This window comes from Streptomyces bambusae, assembly GCF_020532645.1.
In the GTDB taxonomy this organism is placed as follows: Bacteria; Actinomycetota; Actinomycetes; order Streptomycetales; family Streptomycetaceae; genus Streptomyces; species Streptomyces bambusae.
The window spans coordinates 1-25,034 of the sequence record NZ_JAJAUZ010000008.1 but is presented as its reverse complement, the minus strand read 5'-3'; the positions used below and the strand labels follow the sequence as shown (position 1 = coordinate 25,034).

20 protein-coding genes are annotated in these 25,034 nt (G+C 72.5%); 4 read left to right on the top strand and 16 right to left on the bottom strand.

Translation table 11 applies throughout. The annotated features are described in order from the left end of the window. Positions 1–16: 16 nt before the first annotated feature. The 3 genes from LG634_RS07985 to LG634_RS07975 are packed head-to-tail and all read right to left on the bottom strand — an operon-like array spanning position 17 to position 2,584. A complete protein-coding gene (locus tag LG634_RS07985; protein ID WP_226732951.1) occupies positions 17–1,738 on the bottom strand; it encodes an LCP family protein in 1,722 nt (573 codons plus the stop codon). 25 nt (positions 1,739–1,763) lie between these two features. Continuing rightward, positions 1,764–2,381, bottom strand: coding sequence for a nicotinate-nucleotide adenylyltransferase (gene nadD / locus LG634_RS07980; RefSeq protein ID WP_226732950.1), 618 nt, complete (start codon positions 2,379–2,381; stop codon positions 1,764–1,766). A 38-nt stretch (positions 2,382–2,419) separates the two neighbouring features. Continuing rightward, on the bottom strand, positions 2,420–2,584 hold the full coding sequence (locus LG634_RS07975) for a hypothetical protein (protein ID WP_226732949.1): 165 nt from the start codon (positions 2,582–2,584) through the stop codon (positions 2,420–2,422). A 132-nt stretch (positions 2,585–2,716) separates the two neighbouring features. On the opposite strand from LG634_RS07975, the gene LG634_RS07970 reads away from it, so the two are divergent. Continuing rightward, positions 2,717–3,850 (top strand): M48 family metallopeptidase, encoded by a 1,134-nt coding sequence (locus LG634_RS07970; protein WP_226732948.1) that lies wholly within the window; start codon positions 2,717–2,719, stop codon positions 3,848–3,850. Here the strand turns inward: LG634_RS07970 and LG634_RS07965 are convergent. The 7 genes from LG634_RS07965 to LG634_RS07935 all read right to left on the bottom strand — a co-directional run bounded on the left by LG634_RS07965 (position 3,813) and on the right by LG634_RS07935 (position 10,427). Beyond that, complete coding sequence (locus tag LG634_RS07965) at positions 3,813–4,934, bottom strand: SCO2583 family membrane protein (protein WP_226732947.1); 1,122 nt, start codon at positions 4,932–4,934, stop codon at positions 3,813–3,815. The two genes, LG634_RS07970 and LG634_RS07965, sit on opposite strands and share 38 nt — an antisense overlap. Before the next feature lie 161 nt (positions 4,935–5,095). After that, positions 5,096–5,704 (bottom strand): SCO2584 family spore wall biosynthesis protein, encoded by a 609-nt coding sequence (locus LG634_RS07960; RefSeq protein ID WP_226732946.1) that lies wholly within the window; start codon positions 5,702–5,704, stop codon positions 5,096–5,098. A 76-nt stretch (positions 5,705–5,780) separates the two neighbouring features. Continuing rightward, the gene (locus tag LG634_RS07955) at positions 5,781–7,046 is read right to left on the bottom strand and encodes a glutamate-5-semialdehyde dehydrogenase (protein WP_226732945.1); all 1,266 of its coding nucleotides are present in this window, start codon (positions 7,044–7,046) and stop codon (positions 5,781–5,783) included. A gap of 229 nt (positions 7,047–7,275) precedes the next feature. Then, positions 7,276–7,680 (bottom strand): DUF8830 family protein, encoded by a 405-nt coding sequence (locus LG634_RS07950; protein WP_372482387.1) that lies wholly within the window; start codon positions 7,678–7,680, stop codon positions 7,276–7,278. 90 nt (positions 7,681–7,770) lie between these two features. Continuing rightward, on the bottom strand, positions 7,771–8,904 hold the full coding sequence (gene proB, locus LG634_RS07945; RefSeq protein ID WP_226732944.1) for a glutamate 5-kinase: 1,134 nt from the start codon (positions 8,902–8,904) through the stop codon (positions 7,771–7,773). Positions 8,905–8,997: 93 nt separating this feature from the next. Continuing rightward, a complete protein-coding gene (locus LG634_RS07940; protein ID WP_226732943.1) occupies positions 8,998–9,363 on the bottom strand; it encodes a GtrA family protein in 366 nt (121 codons plus the stop codon). 65 nt (positions 9,364–9,428) lie between these two features. Then, positions 9,429–10,427, bottom strand: a complete 999-nt coding sequence (locus LG634_RS07935; RefSeq protein ID WP_226732942.1) for a glycosyltransferase family 2 protein — start codon at positions 10,425–10,427, stop codon at positions 9,429–9,431. A gap of 254 nt (positions 10,428–10,681) precedes the next feature. Between LG634_RS07935 and LG634_RS07930 the strand changes: the two genes are divergently transcribed. The 3 genes from LG634_RS07930 (at position 10,682) to LG634_RS07920 (ending at position 16,771) form a co-directional block, all read left to right on the top strand. After that, the gene (locus tag LG634_RS07930; RefSeq protein ID WP_226732941.1) at positions 10,682–13,522 is read left to right on the top strand and encodes a bifunctional glycosyltransferase/CDP-glycerol:glycerophosphate glycerophosphotransferase; all 2,841 of its coding nucleotides are present in this window, start codon (positions 10,682–10,684) and stop codon (positions 13,520–13,522) included. 41 nt (positions 13,523–13,563) lie between these two features. Further along, positions 13,564–14,733 (top strand): glycosyltransferase family 4 protein, encoded by a 1,170-nt coding sequence (locus LG634_RS07925; RefSeq protein ID WP_226733081.1) that lies wholly within the window; start codon positions 13,564–13,566, stop codon positions 14,731–14,733. 127 nt (positions 14,734–14,860) lie between these two features. Further along, on the top strand, positions 14,861–16,771 hold the full coding sequence (locus LG634_RS07920) for a glycosyltransferase family 2 protein (RefSeq protein WP_226732940.1): 1,911 nt from the start codon (positions 14,861–14,863) through the stop codon (positions 16,769–16,771). A gap of 10 nt (positions 16,772–16,781) precedes the next feature. On the opposite strand, the gene galE is transcribed toward LG634_RS07920, so the two are convergent. The 6 genes from galE to LG634_RS07890 all read right to left on the bottom strand — a co-directional run. Next, on the bottom strand, positions 16,782–17,786 hold the full coding sequence (galE, locus tag LG634_RS07915; protein WP_226732939.1) for a UDP-glucose 4-epimerase GalE: 1,005 nt from the start codon (positions 17,784–17,786) through the stop codon (positions 16,782–16,784). An 84-nt stretch (positions 17,787–17,870) separates the two neighbouring features. Beyond that, on the bottom strand, positions 17,871–19,538 hold the full coding sequence (locus tag LG634_RS07910; protein WP_308072359.1) for a glycosyltransferase family 2 protein: 1,668 nt from the start codon (positions 19,536–19,538) through the stop codon (positions 17,871–17,873). 46 nt (positions 19,539–19,584) lie between these two features. Beyond that, complete coding sequence (gene obgE, locus LG634_RS07905) at positions 19,585–21,030, bottom strand: GTPase ObgE (protein WP_226732938.1); 1,446 nt, start codon at positions 21,028–21,030, stop codon at positions 19,585–19,587. A gap of 167 nt (positions 21,031–21,197) precedes the next feature. Next, positions 21,198–21,452 (bottom strand): 50S ribosomal protein L27, encoded by a 255-nt coding sequence (gene rpmA, locus LG634_RS07900; protein ID WP_226732937.1) that lies wholly within the window; start codon positions 21,450–21,452, stop codon positions 21,198–21,200. Positions 21,453–21,466: 14 nt separating this feature from the next. Next, on the bottom strand, positions 21,467–21,787 hold the full coding sequence (rplU, locus tag LG634_RS07895; RefSeq protein WP_114036861.1) for a 50S ribosomal protein L21: 321 nt from the start codon (positions 21,785–21,787) through the stop codon (positions 21,467–21,469). 203 nt (positions 21,788–21,990) lie between these two features. Beyond that, on the bottom strand, positions 21,991–25,034 hold a 3,044-nt coding region (locus LG634_RS07890; protein ID WP_226732936.1), incomplete at its 5' end, for an Rne/Rng family ribonuclease.

Below are 25,034 nucleotides of genomic sequence, written 5' to 3'. Positions count from 1 at the left end.
CTCCCGTCCGCCCCGGTCAGGGGGCCTTGTAGTCCTTGCCGAGGACCACCACGACGTCGGCGTTCACCTGCGACTCCGCCTTCTTCACGGCCGAGGCCGGCAGGCCGAGGGTCTTGGCGACCTCGGAGGCCTTTTCCTTCTGGCTGTCGTCCGCGTAGGTGACCTGCGAGGCGTCCTCGGTGCCGGTCGCCTTGCCGCCGTCGACGAAGGTGTAGCCGCCGTTGACGAGCTGGACCCGGGCGCTGGTGGCCGCCTTCACGGTGCCGGTGGCGTCCTTGAGGCCGACCCTCGGGATCGAGCCGGGTTCGGGGGCCTTCAGCGCGCCGCCGAGGAGCTTCTTGACGACGGAGTCGGTGGCCTTCGCGGTCAGCGCGCCGTCGTCCTGGACCTCCAGGACCTCGGTGCGGTGGTCGCCGATCTTGGCGTGCTCGGCAAGCCGGGCGAGGGCGCCGCCGAGGTCGCTCTCGGTGAGCGAGGGGTCGAGGATCTGGGCGAGGGTCTCGACCGTGACGGTGGCGGCCTTCGGGTCGTCGGGCATCTTGCGCAGGACGCCGTAGAGGACGGTGCCGAAGCGCTGGAGCTGGCGGGCCTCGGGCTCGCCGGGGCCACGGAAGGTGGCGTAGGCCACGGCCATGGCGCCGCTGAGGCTCTGCTTCTCGCCCTTGCCGACCGCCGGGATCTTCGCCTTGGCGTCGGCCGGGACCGCGGTGTCGGTGTCGACCTCGATGCCGCCGACCAGCTCGACGAGGTTCTCCAGGTACGGGGTGTCCAGGCGCCAGGTGCCCTCGATGCGGGTGCCGAGCATGGCGTCGAGGGACTCGCGGGTGCCGCCGAGGCCGTCCTCCTCGACGGACTTGCCGAGGGTGATGGCGGCGCCGTCCTCGGCGCTGACGGCGAGGTTGTTGGGCAGCAGGACGGTGGCGCCCTGCTTGGTGGTGACGTTGTCGACGAGCAGCGCCGTGGAGGTGCCGCCCTTCTTGGTGTTGTGCAGGTGCACGACGATCATGTCGCGCTTCTGCGGGCCGGCCGCGGCGCCGGACTTCGCGGCGGAGCCGCCGCCCAGGCCGGGCAGCTTGCCCGCGTACCAGAGCCAGCCGATGCCGCCGACGACCAGCAGGGCGAGGACGACGATCAGGGCCACCACGCGGTTGCGGCCGCGGCGGCGGGCCTCCTCGCGGCGTTCGGTGCGGCTCTCGGTGAACTTGAGCCAGTCGATGACGTCCCCGGACTCGTCGTCGGGCTGGTCGAGGAAGGCGAACTGCTCGGTCCGGTAGTCGGGGGCCTCGGCGGCCCGGCGAGGCTCGGGGACCTGCGGGGGTGCGGCCGCCGGCTCGGGGGCCGGGGCCTGCTGCGGGATCCACTGCGGGGCCTGCTGCACCTGGCTGCGGGCCTGCGGGACGGGCTGGGTGAAGTCGGGGACGGCCTGGTGGGAACCGGTGGCGGACGGGTCGTGGCCGTAGCCGCCGTAGGGCTGCTGCGGCCCGGCGTAGGGGTCGTATCCGGTGCCCGGCTGCTCGTACCCGTCGGCGGGCACGCCGTATCCCGGGGCGGGCTGCTGCGGCTCCTGCTGCTGTCCGTACGCGTCGTAGCCGTAGCCGTACGCGTCGTACTGCCGGTCGGGCTCGCCGGAGGCAGGGCCGTATACCGGCTGCCCGTAGGCGTCGTAGCCGATGAGCTGCTGCTGTCCGGCCGGGTATTCCTCGTACCGGCCGCCGTACGGGTCCTGTCGGTCGTTCACCGGTGCCCCTCTCTCTCGGGAACCCTCAGGCGCCCCGGTACAGCTCACGCTTGTGGATGTAGCGCACCACGCCGTCCGGCACCAGGTACCAGACGGGATCGCCCTGGGCCACGCGCTCGCGGCAGTCCGTGGAGGAGATCGCGAGCGCGGGCACCTCGACGAGGGAGACCTTGCCCTCGGGCAGTCCGTCGTCGGTCAGTATGTGGCCGGGCCGGGTCACTCCGATGAAGTGGGCGAGGGAGAAGAGCTCCTCGGCGTCGCGCCAGGTGAGGATCTGCGCGAGCGCGTCCGCACCGGTGATGAAGAACAGGTCCGCGTCGCCGTTGAGGGCGCTCAGGTCCCGCAGCGTGTCGATGGTGTACGTCGGCCCGCCGCGGTCGATGTCGATCCGGCTGACCGAGAACTGCGGGTTCGAGGCCGTGGCGATGACCGTCATCAGGTAGCGGTCCTCGGCCGGCGACACGGCCCGGTGCGACTTCTGCCACGGCTCACCCGTGGGGACGAAGACCACCTCGTCGAGGTGGAACAGGGCGGCCACCTCGCTGGCGGCCACCAGATGTCCGTGGTGGATCGGGTCGAACGTCCCGCCCATCACTCCTATGCGGCGCTTGACCGGACCGGTAGGCACTTCCTGCTCTCCCATGCGTGCAGAGCCTACTGGCCCGGTGGAGCGGCCCCGACTCAGCGGTCGCGGTTGAGGCGGGTGGTGATCCACAGCAGGAGCAGCAGGGCCACGAGGGCGCCGCCGCCGGTCAGGTACGGGTTGAGGCTGTCGTGGTTGCCACCGTGCTCGGCACCCTCCGAGGCGAGGGCGACCAGGCTGTGGGCGGTGCTGGAGAGGCTCATCAGGCAGGGGACCTATCGGTGTCGGGATCAAGCGGAGAGACTTCGCGCACATCGTATGCGGGCGGTCCGGGCACGCTCACGCCGACTCAGGCGTTTGGGAGGGTGGTGAGGTACACGAGCAAGGGGGAAGCGATGTCAGACCAGGCGCAGGAGCGGCTGCCGGAGCGGACGAGGCGGCGGTTCCAGGGGATCTCCTCACGGGCGTACGAGCACCCGGCGGACCGGTCCGCACTGGTGGCGCTGCGGAAGCTGACGGGCTTCGACACCGCGCTGAAGGCGCTCAGCGGGCTGCTGCCGGAACGCAGCCTGCGACTGCTGTACCTGTCGGATTCGGTGCGGGTCGGCGAGATGCAGTTCCCGCACCTGCACACGATGCTGCTGGACGCCTGCCACATCCTCGATCTGGACCGGGTCCCGCAGATGTACGTGCAGCAGGACCCGAAGCCGAACGCGATGTGCATCGGGCTGGACGAGCCGATCATCGTGGTGACGACGGGTCTGGTGGAGCTGCTCGACGAGGAGGAGATGCGGGCGGTGGTGGGCCACGAGGTGGGCCATGCACTGTCCGGGCACTCGGTCTACCGGACCATCCTGCTGTTCCTGACGAACCTGGCGCTGAAGGTGGCGTGGATCCCGCTGGGCACGGTGGCGATCACGGCGCTGGTGACCGGGCTGCGGGAGTGGTTCCGCAAGTCGGAGCTGTCCGCCGACCGGGCGGGCCTGCTGGTGGGCCAGGACCTCCAGGCCTCGATGCGGGGGCTGATGAAGATCGCCGGCGGCAACCACCTCCACGAGATGAACGTGGACGCCTTCCTGGCGCAGGCGGAGGAGTACGAGGCCGCCGGCGACCTCCGCGACTCCGTACTGAAGATCATCAACGTGCTGCCGCGCTCGCACCCGTTCACGACGGTACGCGCCGCGGAGCTGAAGAAGTGGGCGGCGACCCGCGACTACCAGCGGATCATGGACGGCCACTACCCGCGGCGCGAGGAGGACAAGGACACCTCGGTGTCGGACTCGTTCCGCCAGTCGGCCTCGCACTACGCCGATTCGGTGCGCACCAGCAAGGACCCGCTGATGAAGCTGGTCGGCGACCTGGCGGGCGGTGCCGGCGAGTTCGGCGGCCGGCTGCGGGACAGGTTCACGGGCGGCGGCGCCGCCTCGAGCACGGGCTCCGATACGGGCTCCGGTACGGGCTCCGGCTCCGCCGAGGGCGCCGGGGGCGGCGCTAAGGGCGGGGAGTCGCCGGGCTCGGCTGGGCGCTAGCCGACAGCACGCCGCAGACGCCGGCCCCGGTGTGCGGCCGGCCGGTCCGGAAGGGGTCGGTGACCGCCGGGCCGGCGCCGCTCGCCCGCTCCCCCGCCAGCAGCGGGCGGAAGGCGGCGGACGGGTCGGCGGCGCAGTCCAGCGGCCCGGCGAGGACGGCGGCGGAGAACAGCTCGGCCCGGCCGAGCCCCAGGTCCTGCCGGTCGAAGCGGAACCGCAGTTCGCGGCGGACGGTGAACAGCGAGGCGGCGGGACGGCCCGCCGCCCCGTCGGTCCCCGGCCCGGCCACGGCCGGCCGGACGGCGTACACGAAGGTGTGGTCGGTGGCGACCTCCAGCACGTCCGGACCGGCCTCGGCGGCGGTCATGGTGCCGGCGACCCGGACCCGGGAGTCGGCCAGCACGGCCGTCGCCGGGTCGAAGCGCACCAGCCAGCCGGTCGCGGCGTGCCGCCCGTCGGGCGCCGGCCGGCCGAGGCTCTCGTCGAACTGGGTCACCTGGTCGGGGTCGAGGAGCATCCGCACCGGGCGGGTGGCGGCGCCGGCCAGCACGTCCGGGTCCAGGGAGGACTGGACGAGGTAGTCCTTGGCCGTGGACAGCGCGCTGACCACCTGCTCGGCGCTGAAGTGCGCGGTACGGCGGACCGGCGGCAGCGTGATGCCGGCGGCACCCACCCGGTGCTCGGCCGCGGGGCTCGCCCCGTACAGCTCGGCGGGCCGGCCGCCGGGGACCGCGCCGCGCGGGGCGAGCGGGACGACGGAGATGCTCAGCGGGTCGGTGTGGCTCACGGGCGGGGCGACGTAAGGGCTGCGCAGGCCCATGAAGACGGCGGCGCCGAAGGCGACGGCCACCACGAGCATCAGGGCCAGGCCCTGGCGGCCGCGGCGGGAGCCGCTGCGGTCGCCGCCGCCCCAGCCGGAGCGGCTGCGGACGGCCCGGCTGTGCTCGCCGAGGCGTTCCTGTGCGGAGAACTCCTGGAGCCGGGCGGCGCGCACGAAGTCCTCGTCGAACACGACGGACCGGTACTCGTCGTCGGCACCGCCGATGCCGTCGGGTACGTCGGGTGGATCTCCGGGCACAGCCATCGCTTCTCCCCGCATGAGAAGCCCGCATGGGAGGCCCTCGGCCGAAGTCGCCGGAGGGGCCGTACCTTCAGGGTTGGTCGCAGGGGGTGAAGGTAAACGCCCCGGGCCGGAGAATTCACCGACTTTCCGGAGGGCGCGCCCAGACGGTCGGACGGGGCGGCTCAGGGGGCGGTGACGACGGGTGGGCCGCCCGGGCCGCCCCTCGCCTTCCCGGACTCGGGCGGGTTGCCCGGGCCGGTGCCGATGCCGGTGGTGGCGGGCAGGGGTGCCTGGTCCCGGCGGTCGTCGGAGGCACCCCGGTAGACGGCCGTGAAGGCGAGGGCAACCATGCCGACGCCCATCACCACGGCCAGCATCCAGGCCACCGGCCGGTGCCAGCGGGCCCGGCCGCGGTAGGGGCGCAGGGAGCCGCCGTACGCCCCGTAGGGGCCGTAGCCGTATCCGTACCCGTAGGCGAAGTCCGGGCCGAAGCCGTAGGGCTCGCCGTCGGGGCCGTAGCCGTACCCGTAGCGGTCGAGGTAGCCGTCGTAGCCCTCGGGGCCCTCGTCGGCGGCCGCTCTGCCGCCCGCGACGGCGCGGGCCTCCTCCGCCTCGGCGCGGGCCTGGGCAGCTGCCCGGACCCGCTCGTCGGCGGTCGGTTCATGAATGCGTGCGCCCCGCACGAAGGCCTCGTCGAACACCACGGAGGCGAAGTCCTGGTCCGCGCCTCCGCGGTCGTCGTCGGGCTCCCAGTCGTCCGGGAACGGCTTGCCCCCCACGTCGTCCGGCACGGAACCAGCGTAGACCTGGGGGGCTGCTTTGGGCAGGGTGTGCGCGACTTTCAGCCACACGAGGTCGAGCGGATCGTCACCGTACGTGACCGTCGCCGGTGACGATGTACTTGGTGGAGGTGAGCTCCGGGAGGCCCATGGGGCCGCGGGCGTGCAGCTTCTGGGTGGAGATGCCGATCTCGGCGCCGAAGCCGAACTGGCCACCGTCGGTGAACCGGGTGGAGGCGTTCACGGCGACCGTGGTCGAGTCGACCAGCTGGGTGAAGCGGCGGGCGGCGGCCTGCGAGGTGGTGACGATCGCCTCGGTGTGGCCGGAGGTCCAGCGGCGGATGTGGGCGACGGCGTCGTCGAGGGAGTCCACAACGGCGGCGGCGATGTCGTACGAGAGGTACTCGGCGGCCCAGTCCTCGTCGGTGGCCGGCAGGGCGGTGGCCTTGGAGTCGGCGGCGTAGCCGAGGACGGCCTCGTCGCCGTGGACGGTCACGCCGGCTTCGGCGAGGGCGTCGAGGGCGCGGGGCAGGAAGTCGGCGGCGATGTCGCGGTGCACGAGGAGGGTCTCGGCGGCGTTGCAGACGGAGGGCCGCTGCGCCTTGGAGTTGATCAGGATGTCGACGGCCATGCCGAGGTCCGCCCGGGCGTCGACGTAGACGTGGCAGTTGCCGGTGCCGGTCTCGATGACGGGCACGGTGGACTCTTCGACCACGGTGCGGATCAGGGAGGCGCCGCCGCGCGGGATGAGGACGTCGACCAGGCCGCGGGCGCGCATCAGCTCGCGGACGGAGTCGCGGCTCTCGCCGGGGACCAGCTGGACGGCGTCGGCGGGCAGGCCGGCGGCGGCCACGGCGTCGCGCAGGACGGCGACGAGGGCGGTGTTGGAGGCGTACGCGGAGGAGCTGCCGCGGAGCAGGACGGCGTTGCCGGACTTCAGGCAGAGCGCGGCGGCGTCGACGGTGACGTTGGGGCGGGCCTCGTAGATGATGCCGACGACGCCGAGCGGGACGCGGACCTGGCGGAGGTCGATGCCGTTGGGGAGGGTGGAGCCGCGGACGACCTCGCCGACGGGGTCGGGCAGGGCGGCGACGTCCCGGACGTCGGAGGCGATGGCGGCGACCCGCTCCGGGGTGAGGGTGAGCCGGTCGATGACGGTCTCGCTGGTCCCGGCGGCACGGGCCTTGGCGGTGTCGACGGCGTTGGCCTCGACGATCTCGGCCGTACGGGCCTCCAGCGCGTCGGCGATCGCGAGCAGCGCGGTGTCCTTGGCGGACCGCGGCAGGGGGGCGAGGGTGGCGGCGGCCGTGCGGGCGCGGGTGGCGGATTCGGTGACGGGGCTCTGCGGGGTCATGGGTGCAGGGTAAACCCGGCTGCGGCGCGCGCCTTTGCGGGTTTCGCTCCGCGAGACGGGGCCCTGCGGGTGGGTGGGCTCGGCCGCTGCGCGGGGCTTTCCCCTCCCCGCCCCTTCCCGGACCGGGGCTCCGCCCCGGACCCCGCACCTCGAACTCCCCCAGCCCCAGGGGGCTGGGGGTGCCCCCTGGCGAGGCTGGAAGTTGCCCCCGGCGCGGCCGGAGGTTGCCTCAGTACGGGTGGACGCCCACCGGGGAGGCGGGGGGCGGGCCGTAGCCTTCGGCCACGCGCTGGTGGTAGGTGGCGCGGTCGATGACCTCCAGGCCGACGATCTCCCACGGCGGGAGTCTGGCCGTGGAGCGGTGCTCGCCCCAGAGGCGGAGGGCGACGGCCGCGGCGTCGTGGAGGTCGCGGGCCTCCTCCCAGTAGCGGATCTCCGCGTGGTCGGCGGCGTACCGGCTGGTGAGGAGGAAGGGGTGGTCGTGGGCGAGCTGCTCCAGGCCGCGGCGGACCTCGGCCAGGGGGGCCGGGGCCCCCGAGACGCTCAGCGTGACGTGCCAGAGGCGGGACGCGACGACGTCGTCGCCCGTTTCGACGCTGGTCAGCGCTCGCTCCCCCGGGCGCGTTCGTCTCACCGGCGGCCTCCCTGCTGCGTTCCGTCCGTCATTGTCCCGCCACCAAAGTTGACCAGTCCGAGCGCGGCTGCGCTCCTGTTTTACCGAACCTCAGCCGTGCAGGAGCACCAGATCGTCGCGGTGGACGACCTCGCGTTCGTATTCCGGCCCGAGTTCCTTCCCGAGTTCCCGCGTCGAACGCCCGAGCAGCTGCGGCAGCTCCTTGGCGTCGAAGTTGACCAGGCCGCGGGCCACGGCGCGGCCCTCGGCGTCGCGCAGTTCCACCGGGTCGCCGGCGGTGAAGTCGCCTTCGACGGCGGCGATGCCGGCGGGCAGCAGGGAGCTGCCGCGCTCGGTGACCGCGCGGACGGCCCCCTCGTCGAGGACCAGGTGGCCCTGCGGGGTGGAGGCGTGCTGGAGCCACAGGAGCCGGTCGGCGGAGCGCCGGCCGGTGGCGTGGAAGTAGGTGCCGGTGCCGCGGCCGGCGAGGGCGTCGGCGGCCTGGCTGGCCGAGGTCAGGACCACCGGGATGCCGGCGGCGGCGGCGATCCGGGCCGCCTCGACCTTGGTGACCATGCCGCCGGTGCCGACGCCCGCCTTGCCGGCGCTGCCGATGGAGACGTGGGCGATGTCCGCGGGGCCGCGGACCTCGTCGATGCGGCTGGTGCCGGGCAGGGACGGGTCGCCGTCGTACAGCCCGTCGACGTCGGAGAGCAGGACGAGCAGGTCGGCGCGGACCAGGTGGGCGACGAGCGCGGCGAGCCGGTCGTTGTCGCCGAACCGGATCTCGTCCGTGGCAACGGTGTCGTTCTCGTTGACGACGGGCAGCGCACCCATGGCCAGGAGCTGGTCCAGGGTCCGGTACGCGTTGCGGTAGTGGGCGCGGCGGCTGGTGTCGTCGGTGGTCAGGAGGACCTGGCCGACGCGGACTCCGTAGCGGGCGAAGGAGGCGGTGTAGCGGGCGACGAGGAGCCCCTGGCCGACGCTGGCGGCGGCCTGCTGGCGGGCCAGGTCCTTGGGGCGGCGGCGCAGGCCGAGGGGGGCGAGGCCGGCGGCGATGGCGCCGGAGGAGACCAGCACTATCTCCTTCTCGCCGCCGCTGCGGGCCTTGGCGAGCACGTCGACCAGGGCGTCGACGCGGTCGGCGTCGAGCCCGCCCGCGGCGGTGGTGAGGGAGGAGGAGCCGACCTTGACGACGATCCTGCGGGCGTCGGTGACTCCCTGCCTTGCCGCTGACACGTCCATCCCCTTTGCACCACGTGATGAGGGCACCCAATCTACGGGGTGCCCGACGGCGGCCGCCCGCGCATTCCGGTCCGCGGACGGCGGCCGGCGGGGTCAGCGGGCCCGGGCGGGACGGGGTACGAGGATGCGGGTGGCGAGCAGGTAGGTGACGGGGACGGCGGCGGCCGCGGCGGCCAGCGGGGCGGTCCGGGTGTCCATGCCGGCCCAGCTGACCAGCGCGTACAGCCCGGCGGACTGGACGGCGTAGTTGGTGGCGTTGGTCAGCGGGAAGAGCAGGAACTTCTTCCAGGTGGGCCGGGTGCGGTAGGTGAAGTAGGTGTTCAGGAAGAAGGAGCCGACCATGCTGAGCAGGAAGGCCGCGGTGTAGGCGGCGAAGTACGGCAGCCAGGGGTGCAGCAGCAGGTAGAGCGCGAAGAAGACGGCCGTGTTGACCCCGCCGACCAGGGCGAACCGCAGCACCTGCGCAGCCTGCCCGGACGGCGGGCGGCGGCGCTCTGGGCGGGGCGCGGGGGGCGGGGCGGGGGTCACCGCGGGTCGAGCCGGACGGGCTCCCCGAGCGGGGTCCGGGCGTGCCAGGCGGCCGCGGCGGTGCGGGCGGCGGGGGTGTGCGCCTCCTTGACGAGGAAGTGCGGGCGGCGCTTGGTCTCGTAGTAGATGCGCCCGATGTACTCGCCGATGAGGCCGAGCATGACGAGCTGGACGCCGCCGAGGCCGACGGTGATCGCGACGAGGGTGACGTAGCCGGGGGCGCTGATGCCGAAGGCGAGGGCCATGCCGACGACCCACAGGGCGTAGAGGCCGGAGAGCACGGTGAGGGCGGCGCCGGTCCAGATGCCGAGGCGCAGCGGCCGGTTGTTGAACGAGATCAGGCCGTCCATGCCGTAGTTGAGCAGGGCGCCGAAGCGCCATTTGGTCTCGCCGGCGCCGCGCTGGGCGTTGCGGTAGTCGAAGTGGACGGTGTCGAAGCCGATCCAGGAGAAGAGGCCCTTGGAGAAGCGGTTGTACTCGGGCATGGACAGGAGGGCGTCGACGGCCGGGCGGGAGAGCAGCCGGAAGTCGCCGACGCCGTCGGCGAGCTCCACGTCCACCCAGCGGTTCACCCCGCGATAGTAGAGGCGGCTGAGGGCGGACCGGATCCGCTTGTCGCCTTCGCGGGTGCGGCGGGCGACGACCTGGTCGTGGCCCTGCCGGTAGAGGTCGAGCATGCGGGCGATCAGCTCGGGCGGGTGCTGGAGGTCGGCGTCCATGATCACGACGGCTTCGCCGCCGGCTTCGCGGAGGCCGGCGAGCATGGCGGCCTCCTTGCCGAAGTTGCGGCTGAAGGAGACGTAGCGGGCGCGGTCGCCGTGGGTGGCGGCGATGCGGCGGAGCCGGCCGAGGGTGCCGTCGCTGCTGCCGTCGTCGATGTAGCAGACCTCGTAGTCGACGGGGAGGGCGTCGAGGGTGCGGCGGATCTCGGTGTCGAAGCTGTCGATGACCGCTTCCTCGTTGAAACACGGAACGACCACGGACAGCTTCGTCATGCCTGCTTCCCCGTCCACGTACGAAACCGGCCCTCCCGCATGCGGAAGGGCCCCGGCACTGCAACGCGCGTCCAGTATGCACGGATCAGTCGGCTATGCCCGGTTCATTCACACGACCTGGTAACAGACGGGGGCGACAGGTTGGAAGAAAAGGAACAGATCCGGCCATAAGGGGGGTATCCCGCTGTCAAGCCACCGAGGAACACACGGTAGCTTTGACGGGCGTGCAGGAGAACAAATGGATTGAGGTGCCAGTGCCCGACGTCTCCGTGGTCGTCATCGTCTACAACGACGCAGCGCGGCTGCCCACGGCCGTCCAATCGGTGTTGGACCAGACCCTCGACAGCGTTGAGGTCGTCATCGTCGACGACTGCAGCAAGGACAGGTCCTTCGAGGTCGCCAAGGAACTGGAAGCAGCGCACCCGCAGGTGCGCGCCTACCAGCTGCCCGAGAACAGCGGCGCCGGCGGCGAACCCCGCAACGTGGGCATCGGCCACGCCCGGGGCCGCTACGTCATGTTCCTCGACAGCGACGACGTCCTCGAACTCAACGCCTGCCGCAACATGCTGGAGGCCGCCGAGCGCACCGAGGCCGACATGGTCTCGGGCCTGTGCGTGCGCGTCCACAAGGACACCCGCAACCAGAAGCGCGACGAGTGGTACTCCTGGCTGTACCGCACCACCCGCACCCTGACCTCGGTCAGCGAGCTGCCGGACCTGTTCGTGTGGGACACCCTCTCCACGAACAAGTGCTACCGCCGCGACTTCCTCATCGAGAACAACCTCCTGTTCCCGAAGGGCATGCTCTACGAGGACCTGATGTTCATCGCCGAGGCCTACCTCGCCGCGAAGAAGATCACCCTCATCCCGAACCAGGTCTACTTCTGGCACGTCCACGCCCAGGCCAAGGTCAAGTCCGTGACCAACCGCCGGCACGAGATGAGCAACTACATCCACCGGCTGGAGATCCACCGGCGGATCGACGCGCTACTCGAACAGCACGGCATGGCCGAGATGAAGAAGGCCAAGGACGTCAAGTTCCTCAAGCACGACCTTGTACTGCATCTGCGTGACCTGCCGTTCCGCGACGAGTCCTACCGGCGCGAGTTCGCCGAGCTCTCCCGCGACTACCTGGCGGGCCTCGACCACGAGGCGTACACCCGGGTCCAGCCCATCCAGGCGATCTGCGCGTACCTGCTGCAGAAGGGCGACTGGGACAACCTGCTGCCCGCCGTCGACACGCTGACCCACCGGGACAAGATCTCCGCGCCGCTCGCCGAGCGCGACGGCCGCATCTACTGGTGCGGCGAGCACCTCGACGACGCGTTCGGCCGCAGCATCCTCGACGTCACGGACCTCGGCTACCACCAGAAGCCGGTCCAGAAGATGTTCCTGCGCAACGCGCTGACGGACTACGCCGAGTCCGACGGCACCGTGCGCCTCGCGGGCCGCATCACCAACCCGCTGGGCGTGATGCCGGCCGACGCGAAGATCAAGGGCCAGATCGAGTTCCGGGCCCGCCGCCGCAGCCTCCAGACCTTCGTCTTCCCGGTGAAGTCGCTGCGCCACGAGGGCCGCTTCGTCACCTGGGACGCCGAGGTCGACCTCAGCGCGAAGCTGCGCCCGCTCGGCATCATCGACTCCGTCTGGGACGTCCGCGTCATCCTCGACGTCAACGGCCAGAAGACCAACACCCGCCTGACGGTCGGCGAGAGCGAGCTCGGCAGCGGTCTGCTGCCGGTCAAGCCCCGCCTGACCCGGCTGGTCGCCGACCACATCGAGCCGCACCCGACCGCCAAGGGCCACCTGGCCTTCCGGCTGGTGTCCGCCAAGCACGACAACGAGCGGATCGAGGAGTTCATCCAGACCGCCGTGCGCGGCAAGCCGGGCAAGCTCGCCAAGGCCGGCTACCGCAGGGCCAAGGACCTCCGCAAGACGCTGACCTCGGACAAGACCAAGCTGCGCCTCTTCCACGAGGTGTACGGCCGGCTGCCCGTGAAGAAGCGGACCGTCGTCTTCGAGAGCATGCTGGGCAAGCAGTACAGCGACAGCCCGCGCGCGGTCTACGAGGAGATGCGCGCCCGCGGCCTGGACTTCGAGGCGTACTGGTCCTACGCGGGCCCCGCCCCGAAGGACTTCCCGAAGGACGCCCACCTGGTGCGCCGCTGGTCGCTGCCGTACCTCAAGGCGCTGGCCCGGGCCGAGTTCTGGGTGGACAACCAGAGCTACCCGCTCAAGCTCGCCAAGCGCCCCGAGACCACGTACATCCAGACCTGGCACGGCTCGGCGCTCAAGAAGATGGGCTTCGACCAGCCGGGGCTGAAGGCGGCCACGCAGGCGCAGCAGGCGGCGGAGCAGAAGCACCTCGACCGCTTCGACCACTTCCTGTGCCGCTCCGAGCACGACGTGCGGACCCTCGCCCGGGCCTTCCGGATCCCCGAGGAGAAGCTGCTGCGGGTCGGCTACCCGCGCAACGACGTGCTCGTGAAGACCCGGCAGGCCGAGGACGCGGCCGACGGCGCGCGGGAGCGCGGCGCGCTCGCCGCCGAGCTGGGCATCCCCGCGGACAAGACGGTGCTGCTGTACGCGCCGACGTTCCGCACGCCGGGCGCCTTCCCGATGCCGTTCGACGTGGAGAAGTTCGCAGAGGAGTTCGGCGACCGGTACGTGCTGCTGGTCCGGGCCCACTACCTCAACCACGTGGTCCTGCCGCCCGCCGCCAAGGGCAAGGTCATCGACGTGTCGGCGCGCCACGACGTGATGCCGCTGATGCAGCTGGCCGACGTCCTCATCACGGACTACTCCTCCGTGATGTTCGACTACGCGCTGCTCGACCGGCCGATGCTCTTCTTCACGTACGACTACGACAAGTACGTGCACGAGGGCCGCGGCACCTACTTCGACCTGCTGGAGCACGCTCCGGGTCCGGTGTTCCGGACCGAGGAGGAGTTCCACGACGTGCTGAAGACCCTGGACGTGGCGGACGACACGCACGCCGAGGCCCGCAAGCGCTTCGTGGCCGAGTTCGGCGAGTACGACCAGGGCACCGCAGCCAAGACGATCGTCGACACCTTCTTCTCGGGCTGGAGCCGTTGATGCCCCAGTCGACCGACACGACCGCAGCCACCGGAACGGCCATGACCGAAACGCACGAGAGCCGGCCCCGCGACATCTTCCTCGTCTCCAACAGCGTGGACGAGCTGGGCGGCATCACCAGCTGGTCGCACCAGATGGCCCGGCTCTTCGCGGAGCGCGGCCACGGGGTCCACGTCGTCGGCATCGTCCCGGCCCCCGAGGGCCGGCGCGCCGACCTGGGCCCGGACCTGCCGTACCGGACCACCACCCTGTACGACGTGCACCCGCCGTCCGTGAAGTCCCTCTCGGGCCTCAAGGGCAAGCTGGACCTGGTCGAGCGGCGGCGCCGGGCCGCGCGCGACACCGGCATGCGGGAGCAGGCCGCGAAGATGTCGGCACTGTTCCGGGCCGCCCGACCTGGTTCCGTCGTCATCGTCACGCAGGTCTGGGCGATGGAGTGGGTGGCGCTCGCGGACACCGCCGGCCTGAAGGTCGTCGGCATGAGCCACGAGTCCTTCGAGACCTGCCGCAAGTCCTCCCGCTTCGGCCGCGTCAAGCGGTTCTACGCGGACGTCGACCGGATGCTGGCCCTCACCCGCGAGGACGCGGACCTGTGGATCCGCCAGCGGATGGACAACGTCGGCGCCATGCCGAACCCGCTGCCGTTCTTCCCCGAGGAGCCGTCCCGGCGGACCGCCAAGCGCGTGGTCAGCATCGGCCGGCTCCACGAGGAGAAGGGCGTCGACCTCCTCCTCGACGCCTGGGCCGAGGTCGCCGACAAGCACCCCGAGTGGGTGCTGACCCTCTACGGCTCCGGCCCGGAGGAGGAGGCCCTCAAGAAGCAGGCCGCGCAGCTGGGGATCGCCTCCTCGGTGGAGTGGATGGGCCGCACCAGCCAGGTCCCGGACGCGCTGCGGGCGAGCGCCGTGTTCGCGCTGTCCTCCCGCGGCGAGGGCTTCCCTCTGGCGCTGATGGAGGCCATGGCCACCGCGGTGCCGTGCGTGGCGTTCGACGTGGCGCCCGGCGTCCGCGAGATCATCACGGACGGCGAGAACGGTCTGATCGCGCCGCCCGGCAACACGGGCGAGTTCGCCCGCCGGCTGGACCGGCTGATGTCCGACCGCGAGCTGCGCGACCGGATGGGCGAGCAGGCCCGCGAGGACATCCAGCGCTACTCCACGGACGAGATCACCGGCCGCTGGGAGAACCTCTTCACCCTGCTCCACCGCTGACGGACAGCATGTAGCACACGGCTGCGCCGAGCGCAGCGGGACGGGCCATCACCCTGCGGTGGTGGCCCGTCGGCGTACGCTCGATGGGGAAGGCCGTCAGGGGACCAGCAAGCCGAGGGAACCGCCCATGGGCTCCCGCATCACCGTCAGCGTCGTCATACCGGTGCACGACACCGCGCGCTACCTCCAGCGCTGCTTCGACTCCGTCGCCGCCCAGACCCTGGGCGCGGACCGGATCGAGGTCATCGCCGTGGACGACGGCTCCACCGACGGGTCGGGCGCCTGGCTGGACGCCTGGGCGGCCGCGCACCCCCGCACCACGGTCCGCCACGAGCCCGCTTCCGGGGGCGCGGGCCGCCCCCGCAACCTCGGCGTCGCGCAGGCCCGCGGCCGCTACCTGTTCTTCCTCGACTCCGACGACTACCTGGGCGACGAGGCCCTGGAACGGCTCGTCGCCATGGCGGAGGAGCACGGCTCGGACGTCGTCCAGGGCCGGATCATCGGCATCGGCGGCCGCCCCGCCCCCGTCGACCTGCGCACCACCAGCCCGGACGTCAGCCTCTTCGACTCGCCGGTGTACTGGACCCTCGCCGCGTACAAGCTGTGGCGGCGCAGCCTGGTCGACCGGCTGGGGCTGCGGTTCGCGGAGGGCCGGCTGGTCGGCGAGGACCTGCCGTTCTCGGTGCCCGGCCTGCTGGGGGCGGCGAAGGTGTCGGTGGTCGCCGACTACGACTGCTACTACCTGGAGGGCCGGGCCGACGGCTCCAACGCGACCCGGCAGGACCTCGACTGGCCGGAGCAGCTGGCCTTCACCGGCACGGTCCTCGACCTGGTCGCCGCGCACGTGCCGGCCGGGCCGGACCGCGACAAGCTGATGCGGCGGCACTTCCACGGGGAGGTGCTCGCCCCGTTCGGCGGCCACTACCTGGCCCGGGATCCGGCGGGGCGGGCCGCGATGGCGGCGGCCGCCGCACCGCTCGTGCGGCAGTGGGGCACCGACGGGGTGCTGACCGCGCTGCCGCCGGGGCTGCGGCTGCGCGCCCGGCACCTGCTCGCCGGCGATGCGGCCGGCCTGGACGCCGTGGTGGCGGCGGACAGCGCCGCGGCGGACGTGCCGACCGTGATCGAGGAGGGACGGGCGTACGCGGCCTACCCGGGTTTCCGGGAGCCGGCGGCCGGCCTGCCGGACGAGCTGTTCGAGCTGACCGCGAAGGTGGCGCTGCGCCAGCAGCTCGACGACTGCCACTGGGACGGGCCGGTGCTGCGGCTGCGCGGCCGGGCCCGCCTCACGGGGCTGGGGCCCGGCGTGCCGCAGCGGGCGGGGGTCCTGCTGCGCCGGCAGGGCGTCACGTACCTGGTGCCCGCCGACAGCGACGACGAGGGGCACTACACCTGCGCGGTCGACGTGGGGCACGCGGCGGACGGCGGGCCGCTGCCGGACGGCGTGTGGACCATGCGGATCACGATCGCGGCCGGCACCCTGCACCGCGAGGCCTGGCTGCCGGAGCCCGCGGCCGAGGCGTACGAGCCCGATCCGGAGCCGCGGCTGGTCGTGCGCGGCCGGGCCGCCGGGCCGACCGCGGTGGCGGCCTTCTCCTCGGTGGCGCACGGCCACCTCAACCTGGACGTCGGGGCCGTCCGCCGGCCGCTCGGCCGGGGCGCCCGCGGCCGGCTGCGGCGCGGGCCGCTCGGCGGCCGCACCGCCGAGGTCACCGCCACCCTGCCGGGCCTGCCGCCCGGGGCCCGGCTGCGGCCGCTGCTGACCGCGCCGGAGCGCACTCCCCTGCTGGCCGCCGCCGCGGACACGGAACGGGGACCGGACGGGCGGGTCCTCGTCCGCTGTGCCCTGCACGGGCTGCCGCCGGGGACCTGGGAGGTGAAGCTGCACCTGGAGGCCGGGACGTTCGTCCGGGACCTCCCGGTCGCCGGCCCCGACGGCGGGCCGCTGCGGGTGACAGTGCGCCGCCCCGCACACGCGCGATGGGCGCGCCGCGCCCGGTCCGGACTCGGACAGGTCCTGCGGCACGCCCATCCCTGAGCGCGGAAGGTCAGCGCTGTTCGGTGTGGTGGCCGGCGGAGACGCGGTGGGCGGCCCAGCCCTCCCACGCCGAGGTGATCATGGCGCGGACGTCGTGCTTGGCCTTCCAGCCCAGCTCGGCGGCGATCCGGTCGGCGGAGGCCACCACCTTGGCCGGGTCGCCGGGGCGGCGCGGGGTGACCACGGGCCCCTCGGTGTGGCCGGTGTTCTCGTTGATCAGCTCGACCATGTCGCGGACGGAAACGCCCTCGCCGCGGCCGATGTTCACGGTCAGGTCCTGGTAATCGCCGGCGGCGGCCCACTCGGCGAGCTTGCGGGCGGCCACCAGGTGGGCGTCCGCCAGGTCCTCGACGTGGATGTAGTCGCGGATGCAGGTGCCGTCGGGGGTCGGGTAGTCGTCGCCGAAGATCCGGGCGCCCTCCCCCGCGTCGAGGCGCTCGAAGACCATCGGGACCAGGTTGAACACGCCGGTGTCGGCGAGCTCGGGGGTCGCGGTGCCGGCCACGTTGAAGTAGCGCATGCAGGCGGTGGCGATGCCGTGGGCCCGGCCCGCGGCGCGCACCAGCCACTCGCCGGCCAGCTTGGTCTCGCCGTACGGGCTCATCGGCGCGCACGGGGTGTCCTCGGTGACGAGGTCCACGTCCGGCATGCCGTACACCGAGGCGGAGGAGGAGAACAGGAAGTTGCGGATGCCGGCGGCCGCGACGGCCTCCAGGAGGACCGCGAGGCCCTGCACGTTCTCCTGGTAGTAGTAGAGCGGCTTCTCGACCGACTCGCCGACCTGCTTCTTGCCCGCGAGGTGCACGACGCCGGTGATCCGGTGCTCGGCGATGGTGCGGTCGAGGACCAGCCGGTCCAGCACCGAGCCGACCACCAGCGGCACGCCCTCCGGCACCCGGTCCTCGTCGCCGGTGGAGAGGTCGTCGAGGACGACGACCTGCTCGCCCGCGAGCGTCATCGCCCGGACCACGTGCGAACCGATGTAACCGGCACCGCCGGTGATCAGAAACGTCATTCGTAACTCCCGAGTCCTGTCCGTCTGTCAAGCAGTCTGAGCGGTCCGTGCGACCGGGCCCCGTGGGGCTCCGGCCGCCGGGCCTCAGCCGTTACGCCGCCGCATCCGCGCCCGGAAGATGCGGTTCCTGACCAGGCTGACCGCTCCGTGCAGTCCCGGTGCCAGCCGCAGGGCCAGCGATCCGCTGGCCGTCTCGTACGGCTGCACCAGCAGCACACCGTACCGGCTGCTGAGCAGCGCGCTGCGCCGGAGCGGTTCGGACTGCGGGCGCAGGGAGGCGAGCAGCGAGCCGCCGTCGGCGCAGTGCACGCGCAGCCGGACGTCCCATACCTGCAGGCCACGGCGGCCGCGCCGGCGGCCTGCGGCGGCCAGCGCGGTCATGCCCACCGGCAGCCGGGCGGTCCAGGTGCCGTCCTGCTGCGCGCGCAGGTCCACGGGCCGGCTGAGGGCCGGCTCGTCGCCGCGGCGGGTGTCGAACTCCAGGTGCACGCTGCGCGGCCCGGCCTCGGCGAGCCGCCCGTACAGGTCGTGGACGACCACCTTCAGTTCGCCGGCCAGGCCGGTGACCAGGCGGGCGTCCACTATGACCGGCAGCTCGGCGAGCGGCAGTTCGGCCAGCCCGTCGAGGCGGGCACCGGGCAGCTCGTCGCTCCACACCGGGACCCCGTCGGCCAGGGCGTACGGCGGCAGCAGCCGCGGCGGGTCGGCCGCGAACTGCACCAGCCGTTCCAGGTCGGCGGGCGGCTCCGGGGTGGCGAGCAGCACGTGTGCGATCCAGCGGGCCCGGGTGCCGGTGCCCGCGATCTCCTCCGCGGTGAAACCGGCGAGGTACTCGCGGGTCAGCGTCCACCATGCGCGCTGGTACCCGGCGTTGGTGCCGATCTCGCGCAGGTACATGCGCAGGTCGTATTCGAGGAACTTGATCCGGCAGGCGGTGACGAGGGCGTCCGAGCCGGAGTCGCGGAGGATCTCCACGGCCTTGCGGTGGGCGCCGACGCGGGCCTGCCAGTTGCCGATGTCCGCGCGGTCGAGGGAGATCGACACCTGGGCGGCGCTGCGGCGCACGTGCCAGACGTAGACCAGTTCGGGGATCACCGCGATGCGCGGGGCGGCCGCCAGCACCTGCGCGGTGAAGACGAAGTCCTCGTAGATGAAACGACCGTCGGGGAAGCGGATGGAATGCCTGTCCAGGAAGGACCGCTCGTACAGCTTGTTGACGCACAGCGTGTCGCGGACGAGTTCCGGCTTGCCGGCCGGTCCTTCGATGACGGCCGGCGCGTCGTACAGACCGGGCACCCAGGGCACGTCGTGCTCCTGCGGGAGCTCGCGGCGGACGCACGCGCCGACGGTCACCGGCGCCCGGTGCCGCTCGGCGGCGGCCAGCAGGGCGGCGGCGGCCCCCGGCGGCAGCACGTCGTCGCTGTCGAGGAACAGGACGTACGGGGCCGTGGCGGCCTTGATGCCGTCGTTGCGCGGGGTGCCGCAGCCTCCGCTGTTCTGCTTCCGGTGGACGACCCGCAGCCGCGGGTGCGCGGCGGCGAGTTCGTCCAGCACCGCCGGGGTGCCGTCGGAGGAGCAGTCGTCGACCGCTATGACCTCCGACACCACGTCACCCTGGGCGAGGGCCGATGCCACGGCCTCGCCCACGAGTTCGGCGTCGTTGTACGCGATGACGACTACGCAGACACTGCCGCTGGCGGGGCCGGTGGAAGCTTCCGTTCCACCGGCCGTCTGGTCGAGCACGATACTCACCCGGGGATCCTACGGGAGGGGTGTAAAGGCGACTTCAACCCCGTGGTCAGAACGGACGGAACTCGTCGTACTCCCGCTGCGCCGCGTCCCCGCGCTGCGCCTCCTTGTCCTTCCGGCGCTGCACCGCCGGACGCGGGGCGTCCATGCGGTGGTCCTCGCCGCGGCGGCCCAGCATCTCGGCGCCGGCCATCATGGTCGGCTCCCAGTCGAAGACGACCGCGTTCTCCTCGGAACCGATGGCCACGCCGTCGCCGGCGTGCGCGCCGGCCTTCTTCAGCGCGTCCTCGACGCCCAGGCGGTTGAGGCGGTCGGCCAGGTAGCCCACGGCCTCGTCGTTGTTGAAGTCGGTCTGGCGCACCCAGCGCTCCGGCTTCTCGCCGCGCACGCGGTAGACGTCCTCGGTCTCGTCGTACACGACGGTGAAGCCGCTGTCGTCGACGGCCTTGGGCCGGATGACGATCCGGGTGGCCTCGGCCTTCGGCTTGCGGGCGCGCGCCTTGGCGACGATCGCGGCCAGCGCGAAGGACAGCTCCTTGAGGCCGGTGCGGGCGACCGCGGAGACCTCGAAGACCTTGTAGCCGCGCGCCTCCAGGTCCGGGCGGATCATGTCCGCGAGGTCCTGGCCGTCCGGGATGTCGACCTTGTTGAGGACGACCAGCCGCGGCCGCTTCTCCAGGCCGCCGCCGTACTGCCGCAGCTCCTCCTCGATGACGTCGAGGTCGGAGACCGGGTCTCGGTCGGACTCCAGGGTGGCGGTGTCCAGGACGTGCACGAGGACCGAGCAGCGCTCGACGTGCCGCAGGAACTCCAGACCCAGGCCCTTGCCCTGGCTGGCGCCCGGGATCAGGCCGGGCACGTCGGCGATGGTGTAGACGGTGGAGCCGGCGGTGACCACGCCCAGGTTCGGGACCAGGGTGGTGAACGGGTAGTCCGCGATCTTCGGCTTGGCAGCGGACAGCACCGAGATCAGCGAGGACTTGCCGGCGCTCGGGAAGCCGACCAGCGCCACGTCGGCGACGGTCTTGAGCTCCAGGACGATGTCGCCGGTGTCGCCGGGCACGCCGAGCAGCGCGAAGCCGGGGGCCTTGCGGCGGGCCGAGGACAGGGCCGCGTTGCCGAGGCCGCCGCGGCCGCCCTGGGCCGCGATGTACGTGGTGCCCTGGCCGACCAGGTCGGCGAGGACGTTGCCCTCCTTGTCGAGGACCACGGTGCCGTCCGGCACGGGCAGGACGAGGTCCTGGCCGTCCTTGCCGGAGCGGTTGTCGCCCTCGCCGGGCTTGCCGTTGGTGGCCTTGCGGTGGGGGCTGTGGTGGTAGTCCAGCAGGGTGGTGACGGCCTGCTCGACGACCAGGATCACATCGCCGCCGCGGCCGCCGTTGCCGCCGTCGGGGCCGCCGAGGGGCTTGAACTTCTCCCGGTGTACGGAGGCGCAGCCGTGCCCCCCGTTACCCGCGGCGACGTGCAGCTCGACGCGGTCCACGAAGGTGGTCATGGGTGTTCCTCCAGATACATGCGGGTATGTCCCGGGCAGACCTTGCTGCCCATTAAACGTGTCTATGTGACAACGCGCCGAGGGCGGATCCCTCTTCCCGGCTTGCGCCGGGAAGGAGTGAGATCCGCCCTCGGGAAGTTACGAACGCTTGATCAGCAGAAGCTGGATCAGGCGGCCGGAACGATGTTCACGACCTTGCGGCCACGGTGGGTGCCGAACTGCACCGAACCGGCCTGCAGGGCGAACAGCGTGTCGTCGCCACCGCGGCCGACACCGGCGCCCGGGTGGAAGTGGGTGCCGCGCTGGCGGACGAGGATCTCACCAGCGGAAACGACCTGACCGCCGAAGCGCTTCACGCCGAGCCGCTGGGCATTGGAGTCGCGACCGTTCCGGGTGGACGATGCGCCCTTCTTGTGTGCCATTGCTCAGTCCCTCTTTACTTCGCGGCGGTCGGGATGCCGGTGACCTTGATCGCCGTGTACTGCTGACGGTGACCCTGACGACGACGGTAGCCCGTCTTGTTCTTGTAGCGCAGGATGTCGATCTTGGCGCCCTTGTGGTGGTCCACGACCTCGGCCGTGACCTTGATGCCGGCCAGGACCCACGGGTCGCTGGTCACGGCGTCGCCGTCGACAACGAGCAGGGTCGAGAGCTCGACCGTGTCGCCAACCTTGGCAGTGGAAATCTTGTCAACCTCAACGATGTCGCCGACAGCAACCTTGTGCTGGCGACCACCGCTGCGCACGATGGCGTACACGCGGATCTCTCTCTCGCTCGAAAATCGGAACCCCTGAAGCCAGCCGACCCCGCCGGAAAGCGGGCGGCCTCTCCCGCGCCGTGAAGCCCGGGAGGTGAGGTGCTCAGGAGCTGGCGTGCACGTAGACACGCCGACGGTCAAGGTTACGGGGCCCGGTTTGAGAGGTCAAACCGGGCCCCGTCACCCCTTCTGAACTGCGCCGATCAGGCTTCGGAAGCCGCCGGGGCGGACTGCTCCGCCGCCGCGGTCTTCTTCGCCGTCTTCTTCGCAGTGGTCTTCTTGGCCACCGTCTTCTTGGCGACGGCCTTCTTGGCGGTCGTCGTCTTCTTGGCGGCGGCCTTCTTCGCCGGAGCCTTCTTGGCCGCGGCCTTGCGGGTCGTCTTCTTGGCCGGAGCGGCCTCCTCGACGGACTCGGCAGGGGCCTCGGCGGCCGGCTCGGCCACGGGCTCGGCAGCGGCCTGCGGGGCCGCCTCCGGCGCCGCGGGCGCGGTCACGACCACCACGGCCGCAGCCTCGGCACCGGCCGGCGAACCGGCGGGCGCGGTGGCCTTGCGGGTGGCCCGGCGGCGCGCCCGCGGCGGGGCGGCCTCCACGACCGGCTCGGCGACCGGCTCGGCGGGAACCTCGGCCGGGACCTCGGCGACCGGCTCGGCCGGAGCCTCGGCCACCGGGGCCTCGGCGACGGCCGGGGCGGCAGCCTCGGACTCGGGCGCCGGGGCGGTGGCCTTGCGGGTCGCACGACGACGCGTACGGCCCTTCGGCGCGGCATCCTCGGCCACCGGCTCGGCGACGGCCTCGGTCACGGTCTCCTCGACGGCGACGGTCCCGGCGGCCGGCTCCAGCACCGTGTCGGCGGGCTCGGCCACGACGACCGGCTCCGGCTCGGCCACCACGACCGGCTCGGGCTCGGTCACCGCGGCGGCGCGCGGCGCACCGGCCGGAGCGCTCACCTTGCGGGTGGCGCGGCGCCGCGAGCGGCGGCCGCTGACGATGCCCGCGGCGGCCTCGGCCTCGGCGGGGCTGCTGTACAGCTCCTCGTCGGGCGCGAAGTCCGGCTCCGGCAGGGAGACGGGCGCGGCGATCTCCGCCGCGACCTCGGCCTCGGTCTCGGCCTCGACGACGTCCGCCTCGATGCCGGTCACCAGCTCGTGGTCGTGCTCGTGCGCACCGCCGCGGCCGCGCTTCTTGGCGCGCTTGCCGTTGCCGCAGCCGGCCGCGGCCGGCTGCTCCATGTGCACGATGACGCCGCGGCCGTTGCAGTGGACGCAGGTCTCGGAGAAGGACTCCAGCAGGCCCTGGCCGACCCGCTTGCGGGTCATCTGGACCAGGCCCAGCGAGGTGACCTCGGCGACCTGGTGCTTCGTACGGTCCCGGCCCAGGCACTCCAGCATGCGCCGCAGCACCAGGTCCCGGTTCGATTCCAGCACCATGTCGATGAAGTCGATGACGACGATGCCACCGAGGTCGCGCAGCCGCAGCTGGCGCACGATCTCCTCGGCCGCCTCCAGGTTGTTCCTGGTGACGGTCTCCTCCAGGTTGCCGCCCTGGCCGGTGAACTTGCCGGTGTTGACGTCGATCACGACCATCGCTTCGGTCTTGTCGATCACCAGCGAACCGCCGGAGGGCAGCCAGACCTTGCGGTCCAGCGCCTTGGCGAGCTGCTCGTCGATGCGGTACGTCGCGAAGACGTCGACCTCGGAGGTCCACCGCTGGAGGCGGTCGGCCAGGTCCGGGGCCACGTGCGAGACGTAGCCGTGGATGGTGCTCCACGCCTCGTCGCCGCTGACGATGACCTTCGAGAAGTCCTCGTTGAAGATGTCGCGGACCACGCGGACGGTCATGTCCGGCTCGCCGTACAGCAGGCTCGGCGAAGAGGTCGTGATCATCTTCGACTTCTTCTGGATGTCCTCCCACTGGGCCTGCAGACGCTCGACGTCGCGGCGCAGCTCGTCCTCGCTCGCGCCCTCGGCGGCGGTGCGCACGATGACGCCCGCGTCCTCGGGGACGATCTTCTTGAGGATGGTCTTCAGGCGCGCGCGCTCGGTGTCGGGCAGCTTGCGGCTGATGCCGGTCATCGAGCCCTCGGGCACGTAGACCAGGTAGCGGCCGGGCAGCGAGACCTGCGAGGTCAGGCGGGCGCCCTTGTGGCCGATCGGGTCCTTGGTGACCTGCACGAGCACGGACTGGCCGGACTTCAGGGCGGACTCGATGCGGCGCGGGCCGTTGGCCATGCCGAGGGCCTCGAAGTTGACCTCGCCGGCGTACAGGACGGCGTTGCGGCCCTTGCCGATGTCGATGAAGGCGGCCTCCATCGACGGCAGCACGTTCTGGACCTTGCCCAGGTAGACGTTGCCGACGTACGAGGTGGCCTGCTCCTTGTTGACGTAGTGCTCGACGAGCACGTTGTCCTCGAGGACGCCGATCTGGGTGCGCTCGCCGTGCTGGCGGACGACCATGACGCGCTCGACGGCCTCGCGGCGGGCCAGGAACTCGGCCTCGGTGATGATCGGGACGCGGCGGCGGCCCTGCTCGCGGCCTTCGCGGCGGCGCTGCTTCTTGGCCTCCAGGCGGGTGGAGCCCTTGATGGACTGCACCTCGTCGGACGGCTCGGCCTTCTCGCGCGCCGGGCGCGGCTCGCGGACCTTGACGACCGTGCGGACGCCGTCCTCGTCGAGGGAGTCGCTGTCGGAGGCGTCACCGGAGCGACGGCGGCGACGGCGGCGACGGCGGCTGGAGCTGGAACCGAGCCCGGCGGCGTCCTCGGACTCCTCCTCGGCCTCCTCTTCGGCGGCCTCCTCCTCGTCCTCGGCCTCTTCCTCGGCGGCGTCGTCCAGCTCCGCGGACTCACCGCGGCGACGGCGGCGGCCACCGCGACGGCGACGGCGGGACGGACGCTCGTCGGTCTCCTCGGCCTCGTCCGCCTCCTCCGCCTCGGGCTCCTCGACGACGGCCTCGGGCTCCTCGACGACGGGCTCGGCGACGGCGGCCGGCTCCGGCTCGACGGCCGGCTCGGCCTCGACCATGCCGCCACGGCGGCGGCGACGGCGGGCGGCGGGCTGCGGGGCGGGGGCGACGACGGCCTCGGCCTCGGCCTCCTCCTCCTCGGTCTCCGCTTCCTCGGCGAGCGCCGCGGCGGCGGTCATCGGGGTCTGGAACATCGGCTCGGTGAACACCGGGGCCTGGAAGACGGCCACGGCCGGACGGCGACGGCCGCGCGGGGCGGCCGGGGCCTCGGGCTCGGCGGCGG